This window comes from Streptomyces sp. NBC_00727, assembly GCF_045161745.1.
Lineage (GTDB): Bacteria > Actinomycetota > Actinomycetes > Streptomycetales > Streptomycetaceae > Streptomyces.
The window spans coordinates 2,233,149-2,250,123 of the sequence record NZ_CP108981.1; the positions used below are offsets into that span (position 1 = coordinate 2,233,149).

The 16,975-nt window shown below is 72.3% G+C and carries 13 protein-coding genes; 5 read left to right on the top strand and 8 right to left on the bottom strand.

The window, feature by feature from the left end; translation table 11 throughout:
• Nucleotides 1-116: 116 nt before the first annotated feature.
• Together OG242_RS09900 and OG242_RS09905 are read right to left on the bottom strand one after the other, a co-directional pair.
• Nucleotides 117-995, bottom strand: coding sequence for an ABC transporter permease (locus tag OG242_RS09900; protein WP_405897791.1), 879 nt, complete (start codon nt 993-995; stop codon nt 117-119).
• Nucleotides 992-3,652 (bottom strand): alpha/beta fold hydrolase, encoded by a 2,661-nt coding sequence (locus tag OG242_RS09905; protein ID WP_405897792.1) that lies wholly within the window; start codon nt 3,650-3,652, stop codon nt 992-994. The genes OG242_RS09900 and OG242_RS09905 overlap by 4 nt, the downstream gene beginning before the upstream one ends.
• Nucleotides 3,653-3,827: 175 nt before the next feature.
• Between OG242_RS09905 and OG242_RS09910 the strand changes: the two genes are divergently transcribed.
• Nucleotides 3,828-4,364, top strand: coding sequence for a hypothetical protein (locus OG242_RS09910; protein WP_405897793.1), 537 nt, complete (start codon nt 3,828-3,830; stop codon nt 4,362-4,364).
• Here OG242_RS09910 and OG242_RS09915 read toward each other — a convergent pair.
• Nucleotides 4,361-4,984, bottom strand: a complete 624-nt coding sequence (locus tag OG242_RS09915) for a DUF4291 domain-containing protein (RefSeq protein WP_405897794.1) — start codon at nt 4,982-4,984, stop codon at nt 4,361-4,363. The two genes, OG242_RS09910 and OG242_RS09915, sit on opposite strands and share 4 nt — an antisense overlap.
• Nucleotides 4,985-5,192: 208 nt before the next feature.
• Between OG242_RS09915 and OG242_RS09920 the strand changes: the two genes are divergently transcribed.
• Together OG242_RS09920 and OG242_RS09925 are read left to right on the top strand one after the other, a co-directional pair.
• Nucleotides 5,193-5,906, top strand: coding sequence for a VC0807 family protein (locus OG242_RS09920; RefSeq protein ID WP_405897795.1), 714 nt, complete (start codon nt 5,193-5,195; stop codon nt 5,904-5,906).
• Between the two features lie 98 nt (nt 5,907-6,004).
• The gene (locus OG242_RS09925) at nt 6,005-6,475 is read left to right on the top strand and encodes a GNAT family N-acetyltransferase (protein ID WP_405897796.1); all 471 of its coding nucleotides are present in this window, start codon (nt 6,005-6,007) and stop codon (nt 6,473-6,475) included.
• A 39-nt stretch (nt 6,476-6,514) separates the two neighbouring features.
• Here OG242_RS09925 and OG242_RS09930 read toward each other — a convergent pair whose 3' ends face one another.
• Genes OG242_RS09930 through iolC form a run of 4 tightly spaced genes read right to left on the bottom strand, consistent with a single transcriptional unit; the run spans nt 6,515 to nt 11,819 of the window.
• Entirely contained in the window at nt 6,515-8,014 is a 1,500-nt protein-coding gene (locus tag OG242_RS09930; RefSeq protein WP_405897797.1) for a CoA-acylating methylmalonate-semialdehyde dehydrogenase, read from the bottom strand.
• A gap of 12 nt (nt 8,015-8,026) precedes the next feature.
• The gene (gene iolD, locus OG242_RS09935; RefSeq protein WP_405897798.1) at nt 8,027-9,937 is read right to left on the bottom strand and encodes a 3D-(3,5/4)-trihydroxycyclohexane-1,2-dione acylhydrolase (decyclizing); all 1,911 of its coding nucleotides are present in this window, start codon (nt 9,935-9,937) and stop codon (nt 8,027-8,029) included.
• The gene (gene iolB, locus OG242_RS09940; protein WP_405897799.1) at nt 9,934-10,809 is read right to left on the bottom strand and encodes a 5-deoxy-glucuronate isomerase; all 876 of its coding nucleotides are present in this window, start codon (nt 10,807-10,809) and stop codon (nt 9,934-9,936) included. The genes iolD and iolB overlap by 4 nt, the downstream gene beginning before the upstream one ends.
• A 2-nt stretch (nt 10,810-10,811) precedes the next feature.
• Complete coding sequence (gene iolC, locus OG242_RS09945; protein ID WP_405897800.1) at nt 10,812-11,819, bottom strand: 5-dehydro-2-deoxygluconokinase; 1,008 nt, start codon at nt 11,817-11,819, stop codon at nt 10,812-10,814.
• A 366-nt stretch (nt 11,820-12,185) separates the two neighbouring features.
• On the opposite strand from iolC, the gene OG242_RS09950 reads away from it, so the two are divergent.
• Both OG242_RS09950 and OG242_RS09955 read left to right on the top strand, forming a co-directional pair.
• Nucleotides 12,186-12,494 (top strand): heavy-metal-associated domain-containing protein, encoded by a 309-nt coding sequence (locus OG242_RS09950; RefSeq protein WP_405897801.1) that lies wholly within the window; start codon nt 12,186-12,188, stop codon nt 12,492-12,494.
• Between the two features lie 116 nt (nt 12,495-12,610).
• Nucleotides 12,611-15,016, top strand: coding sequence for a heavy metal translocating P-type ATPase (locus OG242_RS09955; protein WP_405897802.1), 2,406 nt, complete (start codon nt 12,611-12,613; stop codon nt 15,014-15,016).
• Nucleotides 15,017-15,570: 554 nt separating this feature from the next.
• Here OG242_RS09955 and OG242_RS09960 read toward each other — a convergent pair.
• Nucleotides 15,571-16,869, bottom strand: a complete 1,299-nt coding sequence (locus OG242_RS09960; protein WP_405897803.1) for a citrate synthase — start codon at nt 16,867-16,869, stop codon at nt 15,571-15,573.
• Nucleotides 16,870-16,975 lie beyond the last annotated feature (106 nt).

Consider the following 16,975-nt stretch of genomic DNA (forward strand, 5'->3'; position numbering starts at 1 on the left):
CGTCACGTCAGCACTTGTGAATGTGACGCGTGAAGGGGTGGTCCGGACCGGACGAAAGCGTTGCGGAACGATCTCGATGCGGCAACGACGAGCGGTCCGGCAGCGGAATGTCAAGGTCAGGACACGATGTCCTTACGGCTGAACCCTCGGAAGGCGAGAGCGAACAGGATCAGGGCATACGTCACCGATACGGCCGCGCCCTTCGCCATGCCACCCCACTCGATGGAGGGCTGGAGCGCGTCGGCCCAGGCGAACTGCCAGTGCGCCGGGAGGAAGTCGCGCCAGGAGCCGAGCGCGGTCACGGCGTCGAGCACATTGCCGACGATGGTCAGCCCCACCGCACCGCCGACCGCGCCGAGCGGGGCGTCGGTCTTCGTCGACAGCCAGAACGCCAGCCCCGCGGTCACCAGCTGGGACACGAAGACGAACGCCACGACGAGCGCGAGGCGCGGCACCGCGTCCCCGGCCGCCAGCGCTCCCCCGGTCGGCAGCTCCAGTGGTCCCCAGCCGTAGGCCGCCGCCCCGGCCGCGAGCGCGACGAGCGGCAGCAGCACCATCGCGGCGAGGCTGAAGCCCAGCGCGACGGCGAGCTTGCTCCACAGCAGCCTGGCCCGGGGCACGGGCGCGGCCAGCAGATAGCGCAGCGAGGACCAGCTCGCCTCGGAGGCCACGGTGTCGCCGCAGAACAGCGCGACCGGGACGACGAGCAGGAAGCCCGCCGAGACGAACAGGCAGGTCGCGGCGAAGTTCGCGGCGGACGCGGTCGCCGTGTCCATGAGCGTGATCCGGTCGCCGCCGTCGGGCCCGCCGTCCGGGGTGCCGCCGATCGCGAACGCGATGATCAGGATGAACGGCAGCGCGGCCAGCACCCCGCCCATCAGCAGGGTGCGGCGCCGGCGCAGCTGCCGTACCGCCTCGACGCGCAGCGGCAGGGTGTGGCGGGCGCGGTAGCCGGGTGCCTCGGGGGCCGCGGCGAGGTCGGCTGCGGTACTCATGCGGAGCCTCCGGAGATCAGGGTGAGGAAGGCGTCCTCCAGGCGGCGGTGCGGGCCGACGCCCGTCAGCGGCACGTCGAGGCGGACCAGCTCGGCGATCAGCTGCGGCGAGGTCGCCCCGTCGAGCCGGACGAGCAGCCCGTGCCCGTCGTCGGTGCGGACGGCGGAGCCGATGCCCGGCAGGGCGGCGATCTTCTCCGCGAGGGGTTCGGTGAGCGGGTCGGCGGCGGTGACCAGGAGCATGTCGCCGGAGCCGGTGATCTCGGCGACGGGGCCCGCCTGGACGAGCCGGCCGCGGTCCATGACGACCAGGTGCGTGCAGGACTGCTCGACCTCGGACAGGAGGTGGCTGGAGACGATCACGGTGCGGCCGCCGGCCGCGTACCGGATCATCACGTCCCGCATCTCGCGGATCTGCGGCGGGTCGAGCCCGTTGGTCGGCTCGTCGAGGATGAGGAGGTCCGGCATGCCGAGCATGGCCTGGGCGATGGCGAGCCGCTGCCGCATGCCCTGGGAGTACGTGCGCACGGCGCGGGCCAGGGCGTCGCCGAGGCCGGCGATCTCCAGGGCCTCGTCGATGCGCGCGTCCTCGTCGGGGCGTCCGGTGGCCTTCCAGTACAGCTCCAGGTTGGCGCGGCCGGACAGGTGCGGCAGGAAGCCCGCGCCCTCGACGAAGCAGCCGACCCGGGACAGCACGGGCGCGCCGGGGCGGATGGCCCGCCCGAAGACGCGGATCTCGCCGTCGTCGGGGGTGATGAGCCCCATGAGCATGCGCAGGGTGGTGGTCTTGCCGGCGCCGTTGGGGCCGAGCAGGCCGAGCACCTGCCCCTTCTCGACGCGGAAGGACAGGTCGCGCACGGCGTACCTGTCGGCGGACTTGGCGTACTTCTTCGACAGGCCGGTGATCTGGAGCGGTACGTCGGTGAGTGCGGGGTCGGGGGCGGGCGTCACGGTACGGCGGCGGGCGGTGAGCAGCAGGGCGGCGGCGATCACCAGGGCGACGGCGGGCAGCCCCCAGGTCCACCAGGGCAGCGCGGCCGAGGCGGTTTCGAGGCCGGGCGCGGTGGGAAGCGTGAGCGGCCCTTCGAGGGAGACGGTGTACGTGGCCGGTTCGGCCGGGGACGCGTAGCCGAGGTCGGTCGCGGCGAGGACGAGGCGGAGGCGGTGGCCCGCGTCGAGTTCGTGGTCGACGGCGGGCAGCGTCAGCTCGATCGGTTTGCCCTGCTGCGCGGGCGTGATCCGGTAGGGCGCGACCAGCTGGGCGGGCAGCACCTGCCGCTTCCCGTCCGGGGAGACGTCGTACACCTTGCCGAACAGCACCGCGTCGCCGTGATCGGCCTCGACGGTCACCCGCACGGTCGGGGCGCCGGTGATGCGGCGTGCCGTGGTCAGCGGGGCGGAGTCGAAGCTGGCGTACTGGCCGGGGAAGTCGAGGGCGAGGCCCATCCCGAGGGTGGAGAGCTGGGCGAGGGAGCCGCCGACTCCGGGGACGGCGGAGATGCCGGGCGGGTTGCCGCCGGCCGGGTTGCCGACCTTCTGCGGGTCGCCGCTCAGCTCGACGGGCTGCCCGCCGCTGTGCAGTCCGGGGTAGGTGTCGCCGGTCGCGCCGCGGGTGAGGGCGGCGCCGTCGGTGGAGTCGATGCCGCCGGTCCGGGTGACGCGGAAGGCGGGGCCGGTGTCGGCGCCCTCTTCCCCCTTCAGATAGCGGTCGAACCAGGAACCGATCCTCTTCTGTACCCGGCCGGTCTCCATGTCACCCCCGTCGTGCCCGCCGGCCGTCCAGTCGACGGAGACGGGGGCGCCGTTGGCCGCGATGGCCTTCGCCATGGCGTCGGCCTGGCCGAGCGGGAAGAGGGAGTCGGTCTGGCCCTGCACGATGAGCGCGGGGACCTTGATGCGGTCGGCGACGGCGCTCGGGGAGCGTGCGGTGAGCAGGGCGCGCGCGGCGGCGTCCGGCTTGCCGCTGACGGCGACCCGTTCGTACAGGTCGCACAGCTCCTTCTCGAAGTTGCCGCAGCCGCCGCCGGAGTTGACGAAGATCCCGGCCCAGAGTTTCTTGAACACCCCGTCCGGGAAGAGCGCGTCGGCGAGGTTCCAGTAGGTGATCTGCGGGGCGATGGCGTCGACGCGGTGGTCGTAGCCGGCGGCGAGGAGCGAGACGGCACCGCCGTAGGACGCCCCGGTGATGCCGACGCGGGGGTCGCCCTCGGCGTCCAGCCGTACCTCGGGGCGGCCGGCGAGCCAGTCGATCAGCCGGGACACGTCCTTGACCTCGCGGTCCGGGGCGTTCAGCGAGATCTTGCCGCCCGACTTACCGAAGCCGCGTGCGGACCAGGTGAGCACGGCGTACCCGTCGCGGGCCAGCTGCTCGGCCTGCGCCCGGGTCTCCGCCTTGCTGCCGCCGAATCCGTGGCCGATGAGCACGGCGGGCCGGCGCCCGCTGCCGCCTGCCGTGAAGTAGGAGGTGTCCAGGGACACCCCGTCGACGCGCATCATCCGGTCCTGGCGGTGCACGGTGGGCGCGCTGTCGTCGGCCACCGCCGTCCAGGTGCCCGCACCGGCGAGCACGAGGAGCGCGGCACCGGCCACCGCCCACCGGCCTCGGGTGCGGGGCAGCAGGCGCCGCCACCGGGACGTACGCGCATCAGGGGAGTCCATGCGCCGAGCCTATGCGGCCCCGCGCCCCGCCCCACCTGCCGCCGGGCGGAACTCCCGGGCATCCTCAAGGCGTACGCGGAAGGCGCTCGTACTCCGCACGCGGTATGCGCGAAGGCCCCGCGGCCGGGCGCCAATTGCGTCGCGCACGGCCGCCACGCTCTGGAACGCTGCCGCCATGGATCACCCTGAAGTACTGCTGATCGGCGGCCGCGCGGGCGTGGGGAAGACGACCGTGGCCTGGGAGGTGTCGGCGCGGCTGCGCGAGGCGGGCGCCGCGCACGCGGTCGTCGACGGCGACTTCATAGGCGCCGTGCATCCCGCACCGGACGGCGACCCGCACCGCTCCCTGATCACCGAACGCAATCTGACGGCGGTCTGGGCCAACTACGCGGACCTGGGCCTGCGCCGCCTCGTCTACACGAACACGGTGAGCGTGCTGGCCGGTTCGGCGCCCATGTTCGAGCGGGCGATGGGGGCCGGGGTCCGGTGCGTACGGGTCCTGCTGACCGCGTCCGACGCGACGGCGGCCCAGCGGCTCACCGGCCGCGAGATCGGCTCCGAGCTGGAGCACGAGCTGCGCAGCAGCATGCGCAGGGCCCGGATGCTCGACGAGCACGCCCCGGCGGACACGGTGCGGGTGGCCACGGACGGGCGGACGGTGGTGGACATCGCGCGGGAGATCGTGGCCCTGACGGGGTGGGTGGCGGTCTAGGCGGCGGCCCGGGGCGTGGGCAGGGGGGCGCCCTGCGGCAGCGGGTACGGCGACTCGGCGGGCAGCAGCGCGGTCGCGGCCTCCGTCTCGCCCGCCCGGACCAATGCGTGGATCTCACGGGCGAGCGGGGTGACGTCGCGGATCGCGACCGTCCACTCGTCCGCGTAACGCCGTGACGCCTCGCCCGCCAGGCCCAGCTGGAGCGAGCGGTACGACAGGCGGTTCAGGTACAGGTCGCGCTCGGGGTCCCACTGGACGCGGGCGGGCGCCCGGCGCAGGTCGCGCTGCCAGGTGGCGCGGTCCGGGTGCACGTCCCTCTCGTAATGCGAGAGTTCTGCGTGGGCGAGGGCCCAGTCGAAGCCCTCGCGGATGATCTCGACGGCGAGGACGGTCTCCTGGCCCTCCTTCGTCCCCCAGCCGCAGCGGTACATCATCCACAGGAAACTCGGCTTGATCCACGTCATGCGGTCGCGCTTCCAGGCTGCCGGGAAGCGCCCGTCGCGGGCGGCGGGCAGGCCGAGCGACGGGGTGTACGCCTGGTAGACGGTCACGGTGCCGGCAGTGTGGAGCGCGCGGATCTGATGCCGGGGCGGGGTGGATACGGACGTGGATGCGGTCATACGAGCATCACAGCACCGTGCGGCGGGGGACGGCCAACGGGTTTCTCCGGTCACGCGCTCGGAGCCGTACGTCCGCACCCGAACGCGATGACATTCGTCATGCGGAGGTCGGTACACGCGGCTCTGCCGGGGAGGGGGCCCGGCGGAGCAGTCTGTACGTGTCGAGAGCGGGAGCCGCGAGGGCGCCGCCGAAACGGGAGGAACCGACATGAGCAGCCCGGCCGCCACACTCACCGCCCCCCTCGTCGACGTCCCGGCGGCCGCCACCCCGATCGCCCCCCGCAAGGCGCTCCTGGACAGCCTGAAGCCGCTGCTGGTGGACGTCGCGCTGCCGCTCGCCACCTACTACGCGCTGAAGTCGGCAGGACTCGGCACGTTCGGCGCGCTGGCCTGGAGCAGCGTGGTCCCGGCGGTCCGCACGGTGTGGGGTGCGGTGCGCGAGCGCCGGCTCAACGGCCTCGCCGCGCTGATGGTGTCGGTCAACGTGGTCTCGCTGCTGCTGGGGCTTGTGGCCGGTGACCCGCGGCTGATGCTCCTCAAGGACAGCGGGGTGAGCAGCATCGTCGGGCTGGCGTTCCTGGTGACGGCGCTGCGCGGGCGGCCGATGCTGTCGGCGGGCCTGCGGCCGTGGCTGACCCGGGGCGAGGCCGCCAAGACGGCTGCCTGGGAGCGGCTGTCCGCCGGTTCGCCGGCGTTCCGGCGGGCCGAGACGCGGTTCTCGGCGGTGTGGGGAGGGGCGCTGCTCGCCGAGTGCGCGGTGCGGGCCGTGGGGGCGTACACCGTGCCGGTCGAGACGATGGTGTGGGCCGGGACGGTGCTCATGATCGGCACGATGGTGCTGGCGTTCCTCGTCTCGGGGCGCGTCGGGGTCGTACCGATGGAGCGGATGATCGCCGCCGAGGCCGGTTCCTCGGAGCGCTGACCGTCCGACAGGACTCCGCAGGGCCGCTTCCGGGGGGAGCGGCCCTGCGGTCATGTACGCGGCGAAAACCGTTTGACCTCGCCGTTTACCGTTTTCACATGACTACTTCGCTCAGGCTGGCCGAGGTCACCGCCGACAACGTCGATGCCGCGATCACCCTCAGGATCCGGCCCGACCAGGAGCATCTGGTGGAGCCGGTCGCGACGTCCCTCGCGGAGGCGTACGTGCATCAGGCAGTCGCCTGGCCCCGGCTCATCCTGGACGGCGACCGGCTCGTCGGCTTCCTGATGGCCTTCCTGGACATCGACTTCGAGAACGACGCCAAGGAGCACCACATCCGCTCCGGACTGTGGCGCCTGAACATCGCGGCGGACGAACAGGGCCGCGGCTGCGGCCGGTTCGCGGTCGAGTCCGTGGCCGCCGAGATCCGCCGGCGCGGCGGCACCCGGATGTACGTCACCTGGCACCCGGGCGACGACGGCCCCGAGGGCTTCTACCTGGGGCTCGGTTTCCGGACCACGGGCGAGACGAGCGGGGGCCAGACGGTCGGGGTGCTGGAGCTGGGCTGAGTACGGGCCGGGGCGGGGGCTCCGGCCCGTACCAGCGGGTCAGTGGTTCCTGGGGAAGCCCAGGTCCACGCCCGCCGGGGCGTCGGCCGGGTCGGGCCAGCGGGTCGTGGTGACCTTGCCGCGGGTGTAGAAGTGCACGCCGTCGTTGCCGTAGATGTGGTGGTCGCCGAAGAGGGAGTCCTTCCAGCCGCCGAAGGAGTGGTAGCCGACCGGCACCGGGATCGGCACGTTGACGCCGACCATGCCGGCCTCGATCTCCAGCTGGAAGCGGCGGGCCGCGCCGCCGTCGCGGGTGAAGATCGCGGTGCCGTTGCCGTACGGCGAGGCGTTCATGAGGGCGACGCCCTCCTCGTACGTCTCCACGCGCAGCACGCACAGGACCGGCCCGAAGATCTCGTCCTTGTACGCGTCGGAGTCGGTGGAGACGTGGTCGAGGAGCGAGAGGCCGGTCCAGTGTCCGTCCTCGAAGCCCTCGACGGTGAACCCCGTGCCGTCGAGGACGACTTCGGCTCCCTGGGCGGCGGCGCCGGTGACGTAGGAGGCGACCTTGTCGCGGTGGGCGGCGGTGATCAGCGGGCCCATCTCGGAGGCCGGGTCGGTGCCGGGGCCGATCTTGATCTTCCCGGCCCGCTCCTTGATCCGGGCGACCAGCTCGTCTCCGATCGCACCCACGGCGACGACGGCGGAGATCGCCATGCAGCGCTCACCGGCGGAGCCGTACGCGGCGGAGACCGCGGCGTCGGCGGCGGCGTCCAGGTCCGCGTCGGGCAGCACCAGCATGTGGTTCTTCGCACCGCCGAGCGCCTGCACGCGCTTGCCGTTGGCCGAGGCGGTGGCGTGGATGTGGCGGGCGATGGGCGTCGAGCCGACGAAGGAGACGGCGGCGACGTCCGGGTGGTTCAGCAGGGCGTCGACGGCGACCCGGTCCCCGTGCAGCACGTTCAGCACGCCGTCCGGGAGCCCGGCCTCCGCGGCCAGTTCGGCCAGCAGGTTGGCGGCGGACGGGTCCTTCTCGCTGGGCTTGAGCACGAAGGTGTTGCCGCAGGCGACGGCCAGCGGGAACATCCACATCGGCACCATGGCCGGGAAGTTGAACGGCGTGATCCCGGCGACCACGCCGAGCGGCTGGCGGATCGAGGAGACGTCGACCCGGGTCGAGACCTGCGTGGACAGCTCGCCCTTGAGCTGGGTGGTGATCCCGCAGGCCAGCTCGACGATCTCCAGGCCGCGCGCCACCTCGCCGAGCGCGTCGGAGTGCACCTTGCCGTGCTCGGCGGTGATCAGCGCGGCGATCTCGTCCCGGTGGGCGTCCAGCAGCGCGCGGTAGCGGAACAGGACCGCCGTGCGGGCGGACAGCGACGAGTCGCGCCACGTCCGGTACGCGTCCTTCGCTACGGCCACCGCGGTCCCGGCCTCCTCCACCGAGGCGAACGCGACCCGGGTGGTGACGGCACCGGTGGCGGGGTCGGTGACCTCGCCCCAGTTGCCCGAGGTGCCCTCGACGGTCTTGCCACCGATCCAGTGGTTCACGGTCTTCATGCTGTGACTCCTTCAGAGGTGACGGCGTCGGCCGGTGCGGTGTCGTTCGTACTCTTTCCGTGCTTCGACCGCCGCGGGGCGGGTGGCCGTCTCGGCCACGGGAACATCCCACCACGCCTGTGCCTCCGGAGGCCCCTGTCCGGCGCCGGGTGTTTCGGTCTCCACGTGCACACAGACGGGCCGGTCCGCGGCGCGGGCCTCGGCGAGGGCCGCGCGCAGCTCGCCCACGGTCCCGGCGCGCAGCACCCGCATGCCGAGCGAGGCCGCGTTGGCGGCGAGGTCCACGGGGAGCGGCGGGCCGGTGAAGCGGGTGTCGGCGTCGCGGTGGCGGTAGTCCGTGCCGAAGCGTTCGCCGCCGGTGGCCTCGGAGAGCCCGCCGATCGACGCGTAGCCGTGGTTCTGGAGGACGACGAGCTTGACGGGGACGTTCTCCTGGACGGCGGTGACGATCTCGGTGGGGTTCATGAGGTACGTGCCGTCGCCGACGAGCGCCCAGACGGGACGGTCCGGGGCCGCCATGCTCACGCCGATCGCGGCCGGGATCTCGTAGCCCATGCAGGAGTACCCGTACTCCACGTGGTACTGGCGCGGGGAGCGGGTCCGCCAGAGTCTGTGCAGGTCGCCGGGGAGCGAACCGGCCGCGTTGATGAGGATGTCCTCGTCGGTGACCAGCTCGTCCAGCAGGCCCAGGACCTGCGTCTGGGTGGGGCGGGCGTGCGGGTCGGGGGTGGCGTACGCGGCGTCGACGCGCCGCTCCCAGCGGGCCTTGGCCTCCGTGTACCCGGCCTCGTACGCGGGGTCCGTGCGGTGGCCGGTCAGGGCGTCCGTGAGGGCTTCGAGGGCGGTGCGGGCGTCGGCGACGAGCGGGAGCGCGGCGAGCTTGTGGGCGTCGAAGCCGGTGAGGTTGATGTTGAGGAAGCGGACGTCCGGGTGCGCGAAGAGGGTCGCGGACGCGGTGGTGAAGTCGGTGCAGCGGGTGCCGATTCCGATGACGAGGTCGGCGGTGCGGGCGAGGTCGTCGGCGGTGGCGGTGCCGGTGTGGCCGATGCCGCCGACGTCGGCGGGGTGGTCGTGGCGCAGCGAGCCCTTGCCCGCCTGGGTGGAGGCGACGGGGACGCCGGTGGCTGCGGCGAACGCGGCGAGGGCGTCCTCGGCGGCGCTGTGGTGGACCCCGCCGCCCGCGACGACCAGCGGACGGCGTGCGGCGCGCACCGCCCGTACCGCCCGGTCGAGTTCGTACGGGTCGGGGGCGGGGCGGCGTACGTGCCAGACGCGCTCCGCGAAGAACTCCGCCGGCCAGTCGTACGCCTCCGCCTGTACGTCCTGCGGCAGCGCGAGCGTCACCGCGCCGGTCTCCGCCGGGTCGGCGAGGACCCGCATGGCGTGCAGCGCGGCCGGGATCAGGGCTTCGGGGCGGGTGATCCGGTCGAAGTAGCGGGAGACGGGGCGCAGGCAGTCGTTGACGGAGACGTCGCCCGCGTACGGCACCTCCAGCTGCTGGAGTACGGGGTCGGCGGGGCGGGTCGCGAAGGTGTCGCCGGGCAGCAGCAGGACGGGCAGGTGGTTGACGGTGGCGAGGGCGGCGCCGGTGACGAGGTTGGTGGCGCCGGGGCCGATGGAGGTGGTGACGGCGTGGGCGGAGAGCCTGCCCGACTGGCGGGCGTGGCCGACGGCCGCGTGCACCATGGCCTGTTCGTTGCGGCCCTGGAGGTAGGGCATGGCGGGGCCGGTCTCCAGGAGCGCCTGGCCGATGCCCGCGACGTTGCCGTGGCCGAAGATCCCCCAGGTGGCGGCGATCAGGCGGTGGCGCCGGCCGTCGCGTTCGGTGTACTGGCGGGCGAGGAAGGCGACGAGGGCCTGGGCGGTGGTGAGGCGGCGGGTGGCCGTCCCGGCTGCCTGGGCCGTGCCGGGCGTCGCGGTCATGCGGGGTCCTCCGGTCCGTGGAGCGGCAGCCGGGGGTCGACCGGCTGGGACGGCCAGGTGTCGCGGACCCAGGTGTGGTCGGGGTGGTCGCGGATCAGCCACTCCCGCTTCTCGCCGGGGCCCGCCATGACGTTGAGGTAGTACAGGGTGCGGCCGGGCTGGGCGATGGACGGGCCGTGCCAGCCGTCGGGAATGAGGACGGCGTCACCGCTGCGGACCTCGGCCAGCACGTCCGTGCCGCCGGGGCGGGACGGGGAGACACGGTGGTAGCCGAGGCCGCCGTCCTCGACCTCGAAGTAGTAGATCTCCTCCAGGACGGATTCCTCGCCGGGGTGGTGCTCGTCGTGTTTGTGCGGCGGGTAGGAGGACCAGTTGCCGCCGGGGGTGAGGACTTCCACGGCGATCAGCCGGTCGCAGTCGAAGGCGTCGGCGGCGGCGAAGTTGTTGACCTGGCGGGAGCAGGTACCGGCCCCGCGCAGTTCCATGCGTACCTCCGGCGCGGGACCGTAGCGAGCGGGGAGTCGTCGCTCGCACTTCGCTCCTGCCAGGGCGAAGCGGCCTCCTGCGCCGGAGGCGATCTGTGCGTGGGCGTCGCGCGGTACGTAGGCGAAGTCGGAAACGCCGCTGAACACGCTCCTACGGCCCAGCAGTTCAAAGATCTCATCTGAGATGTGCACCGTACAGCTGCCGGTCAACGGCAGTACGATCCACTCGCTCTCCCCGGTGACAAGTGTGTGAACTCCTCCCGGTTCGAGCTCCAGCACTCGTAGGTTCGACCTCTCCCAGCCGGCCTGCTCCGGCCCGATGTCCAGGGCGTACGGGCCGTGCGCGGTACTGCCCGCCGGGAGGTGGTACGTCGGTTCGCCACGCATGCTCAGGCCCTTTCGCTGTGTGCGGTGACCGCGCCCTCGGTGACGGCCTCGCGCGGGGTCCTGAGGGCGGCCTCGATCTCGTGCGGGAACGGCATGGCGGAGGAGCAGGCGAGCCGGGCGGCGACGATGGCTCCGGCGGCGTTGGCGTAGCGCATGATGCGGGCGGTGTCCCAGCCGCCCAGCAGCCCGTGGCAGAGCGCGCCGCCGAACGCGTCGCCCGCGCCGAGGCCGTTGACCACCTCGACGGGGAGCGGCGGCACGTCGGCGACGGTCCCGTCCCGGTGGACGGCGAGGACGCCCGCCGGGCCCTGCTTGACGACCGCCAGCTCGACGCCGGCCTCGATGAGGGCACGGGCCGCCGCGTACGGTTCGCGCTCGCCGGTCGCGACCTCGCACTCGTCGAGGTTGCCGACGGCGACGGTCGCGTACGCCAGGGCCTCGCGGTAGCGGGTGGACGGGCTCGGTCCGGAGCTGTCGGAGGGCCAGAACATCGGGCGCCAGTCGAGGTCGAAGACGGTGATGCCGGTGCGGTCGCGGGCGCGCAGTGCGGCGAGCGTCGCCGTACGGCTCGGCTCGGCGCACAGGCCGGTGCCGGTCATCCAGAACACCCGGGCGGCCCTGACCGCCTCCAGGTCCAGTTCGGAGGCGTGGATCTCCAGGTCGGGGGCCTTGGGCTGCCGGTAGAAGTAGAGGGGGAAGTCGTCGGGCGGGAAGACCTCGCAGAAGGTGACCGGGGTCGGGTAGGCGGCGACGGGCGTCACCCAGCGGTCGTCCACCCCGAACTCCCGCAGCTGCTCGTGCAGGTAGTCACCGAAGGGGTCCGCGCCGGTGCGGGTCACCACGGCGGAGCGCCGGCCGAGGCGGGCCGTGGCGACGGCGACGTTGGACGGGGAGCCGCCGAGGAACTTCCCGAAGGTATCGACCCGGGCCAGCGGCACACCCGTCCGCAGCGGATACAGGTCCACCCCGATCCGCCCCATGGTGATCACGTCGTACGGCTGCTCAGTCATGCAGCGTCCCTTCTGCTGGGCACCCATGGGGCTGCCGGCGGAGGCGGCTGCCGCAGCGGCGGGCTGCCTCCGTCCCCGCTCCCTCCCCTTCACACTCTCCTCTACGATCCCCGTCAATCATTTGTACGGTCATACGGACCTGCCCGTGACACCCGATTTCCCGCGTGGCGAGGCTCGCCCGCCGCCCGAACGCCGCTCGCCGCGCGCCGCGACGCCGGTGCCTCGGCCGGAGGTCCCCGGGGAGCACCGCGACACGGTCACGCACCCCAGGTCGCGTCATACCCCCTAGGGGTATAAAGTGGGGAGCATGGAGGCGCACCGGTGTGCGCCCCTCCACCCCGTGTGCCCGTCGAAGAGGAGAACACCATGACCGCCGAGACCCAGCTCCCCCAGGCGACCGGCTCCTGCTGCTCGCCCAGCGGCTCCTGCCACGACAGCGCGGGCACGGACGCCGGACAGGCCGGCGTGACCACCGTCTACCAGGTGACCGGCATGACCTGCGGACACTGCGAGGGCGCCGTCTCCGAGGAGGTCTCCGCCATCGAGGGTGTCACCTCGGTGAAGGCCGTGGCGTCCACCGGGCAGGTGACGGTGGTCTCGCAGAGCCCGCTGGACGACGAGGCCGTCCGCGCCGCCGTCGACGAGGCGGGGTACGAGCTCACCGGCCGCGCCTGACCGCCCCGGGAGTCACCCACACCCCCGCACCACCCGCACCACCCGTCATCGCCGGGCCGGACCGACCAGCAGATACTGGTGGGGTACGGCCCGGTCGGCGTTCCAGGAGTTCGGACATGCACAGCGCATCGGATACGCACAGCGCGACGGAGGCCGGGACCCCGGCGGCGGAGCCCTCACGGGCCGAGTTCATCATCGGCGGCATGACCTGCGCGTCCTGCGCGGCCCGCGTCGAGAAGAAGCTCAACCGGATGGACGGCGTCACCGCCACGGTCAACTACGCCACCGAGAAGGCCCGCGTCAGCTACGACGGCGCCGGCGTCTCCGTACAGGACCTCGTCGCCACCGTCGAGAAGACCGGCTACACGGCGAAGCCGGTGCCCCGGCCCGCGCCGCAGACCGCCGCACCCTCCCGGGCCGAGGCCGCCCGCCCGGAACCGCCGGAGACGCGGGAACCCGAAGGCGTACCGGTACGTGAACCGGACCGCGTACCGGCACGTGAAGCGGAAGCGGAACCGGAACCGGAGGAACCACAGCGCACCGACCCCGACCCCGCCCCGACCTCCCTCCGGCAGCGGCTCATCGTCTCCGCCGTGCTCGCCGCCCCCGTCGTCGCCCTGGCGATGATCCCCGCGCTCCAGTTCGACAACTGGCAGTGGCTCTCGCTCACCCTCGCCGCGCCCGTCGTGGTCTGGGGCGCCCTGCCCTTCCACCGGGCCGCCTGGACCAACCTGCGGCACGGCGCGGCGACCATGGACACGCTCGTCTCCGTCGGGACCCTCGCCGCCTTCGGCTGGTCGCTCTGGGCGCTGTTCCTCGGCGACGCCGGGATGCCCGGGATGCGGCACGGCTTCGACCTGACGGCCTCCCGGACCGAGGGCTCGACGACCATCTACCTGGAGGTCGCGGCGGGCGTCGTCACCTTCATCCTGCTGGGCCGCTACCTGGAAGCGAAGTCCAAGCGGAGGGCCGGGTCCGCGCTGCGGGCGCTGATGCACCTGGGCGCCAAGGACGTGGCCGTCCTGCGCGGCGGGGCCGAGGTGCGCGTGCCCGTCGGCCGGCTCGTCGTGGGCGACCGCTTCGTCGTCCGGCCCGGCGAGAAGATCGCGACGGACGGCACGGTCGTCGAAGGCGGCTCCGCCGTGGACGCGTCCATGCTCACCGGCGAGTCCGTCCCCGTGGACGTGGGCGTCGGGGACCAGGTCGCCGGGGCCACCGTGAACGTCTCCGGCCGGCTCGTCGTCGAGGCGACCCGGGTCGGCGCGGACACCCAGCTGGCCCGGATGGCGAAGCTCGTCGAGGACGCGCAGAACGGCAAGGCCGAGGTGCAGCGGCTGGCCGACCGGGTGTCGGCGGTCTTCGTCCCGGTCGTCCTGCTGATCGCCCTGTCCACCCTGATCGCCTGGCTGCTGACCACGGACGACGTGACGGCGGCGTTCACGGCGGCGGTGGCCGTCCTGATCATCGCCTGCCCCTGCGCCCTGGGCCTCGCCACACCCACCGCCCTCATGGTCGGCACCGGGCGCGGCGCCCAGCTCGGCATCCTCATCAAGGGCCCCGAGGTCCTGGAGTCCACCCGCCGCGCCGACACGATCGTCCTGGACAAGACCGGCACCGTCACCACCGGTCGCATGACCCTCCAGGCCGTCCACACAGCCCCCGGAACCACCGAGTCCGACGCCCTCCGCCTGGCCGGCGCCCTGGAACACGCCTCCGAACACCCCATCGCCCAAGCCGTCGCCACCGCGGCCACCGACCGCACCGGCGCACCCCTCCCCGCCCCCGAGGACTTCACCAACGTGCCCGGCCTCGGCGTCCGGGGCACCGTCGACGGCCACACCGTCCTCGTCGGGCGCCCCCGGCTGCTCACCGACGCCGGGATCGCCCTCCCCGGCACCCTGGCCGCCGCCGTCACGGACGCCGCCGCTCAAGGGCGTACGGCCATCGCGGTCGGCTGGGACGGCGAGGCGCGCGCGGTCCTGGAGGTCGCCGACGCGGTCAAGGAGACGAGCGCGGAGGCCGTCGCCGCGCTCCGGGAGCTCGGTCTCACGCCGATCCTGCTGACCGGCGACAACCGCGCCGTCGCGGAGTCCGTGGCGCGCGAGATCGGGATCGACGAGGTCCGCGCGGAGGTGCTGCCCGAGGAGAAGGCGCACGTCATCCGGGGTCTGCAGGCTCAGGGACGGGTCGTCGCGATGGTCGGCGACGGGGTCAACGACGCGGCCGCGCTGGCCACCGCCGACCTCGGCCTGGCGATGGGCACCGGCACCGATGCGGCGATCGAGGCGAGCGACCTCACCCTCGTTCGTGGAGATCTCAAGGTGACAGCCGACGCCATCCGCCTCTCCAGGCGCACCCTCATCACCATCAGGGGCAACCTCTTCTGGGCATTCGGCTACAACGTGGCCGCTCTACCCCTTGCGGCATTTGGGCTGCTCAACCCTATGATTGCCGGAGCGGCGATGGCCTTCTCATCGGTCTTCGTCGTGACGAACAGCCTGCGCCTGCGGTCCTTCACTTAATATCCACAATGAGATCCAGATCACATCGGTTTCAGGGTAACCATTCGATGGGTTCGTAAGTCTTAGAGTGCGATGCCAAGGATGTCTTGGGGGACGTCCGGCGGAGCGTCTTGGGGGATGCTCCGGGCAAGTGGGCCGGGGCACGTACACCGGGGAGCTTTGAGCGGCCCTCCCGTCCGTACGTACCCCGGCAGACCACAGCAGGAGAGCAGGACGAGCAGTACCGAGGCAGGCCCAGGAGCTACGGCTCCCACAGAACGCCCGGCCGGATCCCGTGGGGGGAATCCGCTCCGGGATATGGGAAGCGCCTCGCTGTCGGCCCGTGGGGGGATCGATGGCGGGGCGCTTCTCGCTTTACGCGGGAGCGCTCCCGGCGTACCCACATGGCGCGGTACGCCCGGCGCACGCCCGTAGCAGCGCACGCGCCCCCCGATGCACCATCGAGCCGCAGACGCACGACGCCCCCGGCTCCGCGTCGCTCGGGGCGGGGGCGCGGCAGTCGGGGGCGAGGGGTCCGGCGTCAGTCAGGGCCGGGGTGATGCGTGAGGGTGCGTTCAGCGGCCCTCGACCGGGACGAAGTCGCGCAGGACCTCGCCGGTGTAGATCTGGCGCGGGCGGCCGATGCGGGAACCCGGCTCCTTGATCATCTCGTGCCACTGGGCGATCCAGCCGGGGAGGCGGCCGAGCGCGAAGAGCACGGTGAACATCTCGGTCGGGAAGCCCATCGCGCGGTAGATGAGGCCCGTGTAGAAGTCCACGTTCGGGTAGAGGTTGCGCGAGACGAAGTACTCGTCGGAGAGCGCGTGCTCCTCCAGCTTGAGCGCGATGTCCAGCAGCTCGTCGGACTTGCCGAGGGCGGACAGCACGTCGTGCGCGGCGGCCTTGATGATCTTGGCGCGCGGGTCGAAGGACTTGTACACCCGGTGGCCGAAGCCCATCAGGCGGACGCCGTCCTCCTTGTTCTTCACCTTGCGGATGAAGGAGTCGACGTCGCCGCCGTTGGCCTGGATGCCTTCCAGCATCTCCAGGACGGACTGGTTGGCGCCGCCGTGCAGGGGGCCCCAGAGCGCGGAGATGCCGGCGGAGATCGAGGCGAACATGTTCGCCTGCGAGGAGCCGACCAGGCGCACGGTGGAGGTCGAACAGTTCTGCTCGTGGTCCGCGTGCAGGATGAGCAGCTTGTCGAGCGCCGAGACGACGACCGGGTCGAGCTCGTACTCCTGGGCGGGGACCGAGAAGGTCATGCGCAGGAAGTTCTCGACGTAGCCGAGGTCGTTGCGCGGGTAGACGAACGGGTGACCGATCGACTTCTTGTACGCGTACGCGGCGATGGTCGGGAGCTTGGCGAGCAGCCGGATCGTCGAGAGGTGGCGCTGCTCCTCGTCGAACGGGTTGTGGCTGTCCTGGTAGAACGTGGACAGCGCGCTGACGACCGAGGACAGCATGGCCATCGGGTGGGCGTCGCGCGGGAAGCCGTCGAAGAACCGCTTGACGTCCTCGTGCAGCAGGGTGTGCTGGGTGATCTCGTTCTTGAAGGTCGACAGCTCGTCGACCTTGGGAAGCTCACCGTTGATCAGCGTGTACGCGACCTCGAGGAACGTCGAGCGCTCGGCGAGCTGCTCGATCGGGTAACCGCGGTAGCGCAGGATGCCCTGCTCGCCGTCGAGGTAGGTGATGGCCGATTTATAGGCAGCGGTGTTGCCGAATCCGCTGTCCAGCGTCACCAGGCCGGTGTTCGCCCGGAGCTTCCCGATGTCGAAGCCCTTGTCGCCGACGGTGCTGTCGATCACCGGGTAGGTGTACTCGCCATCGCCGTACCGCAGTACCACAGCGTTGTTGGTGTGCTCGCTCACGTCATCCCTCACCGACGTAGTGCCTCTTCTTCGAGGTTCCCTGACTGTCTCCACCCTCCCCCATTTGGCTCAGGAGAGTGCACTCGGGGTCGTCCATTGGACCTAC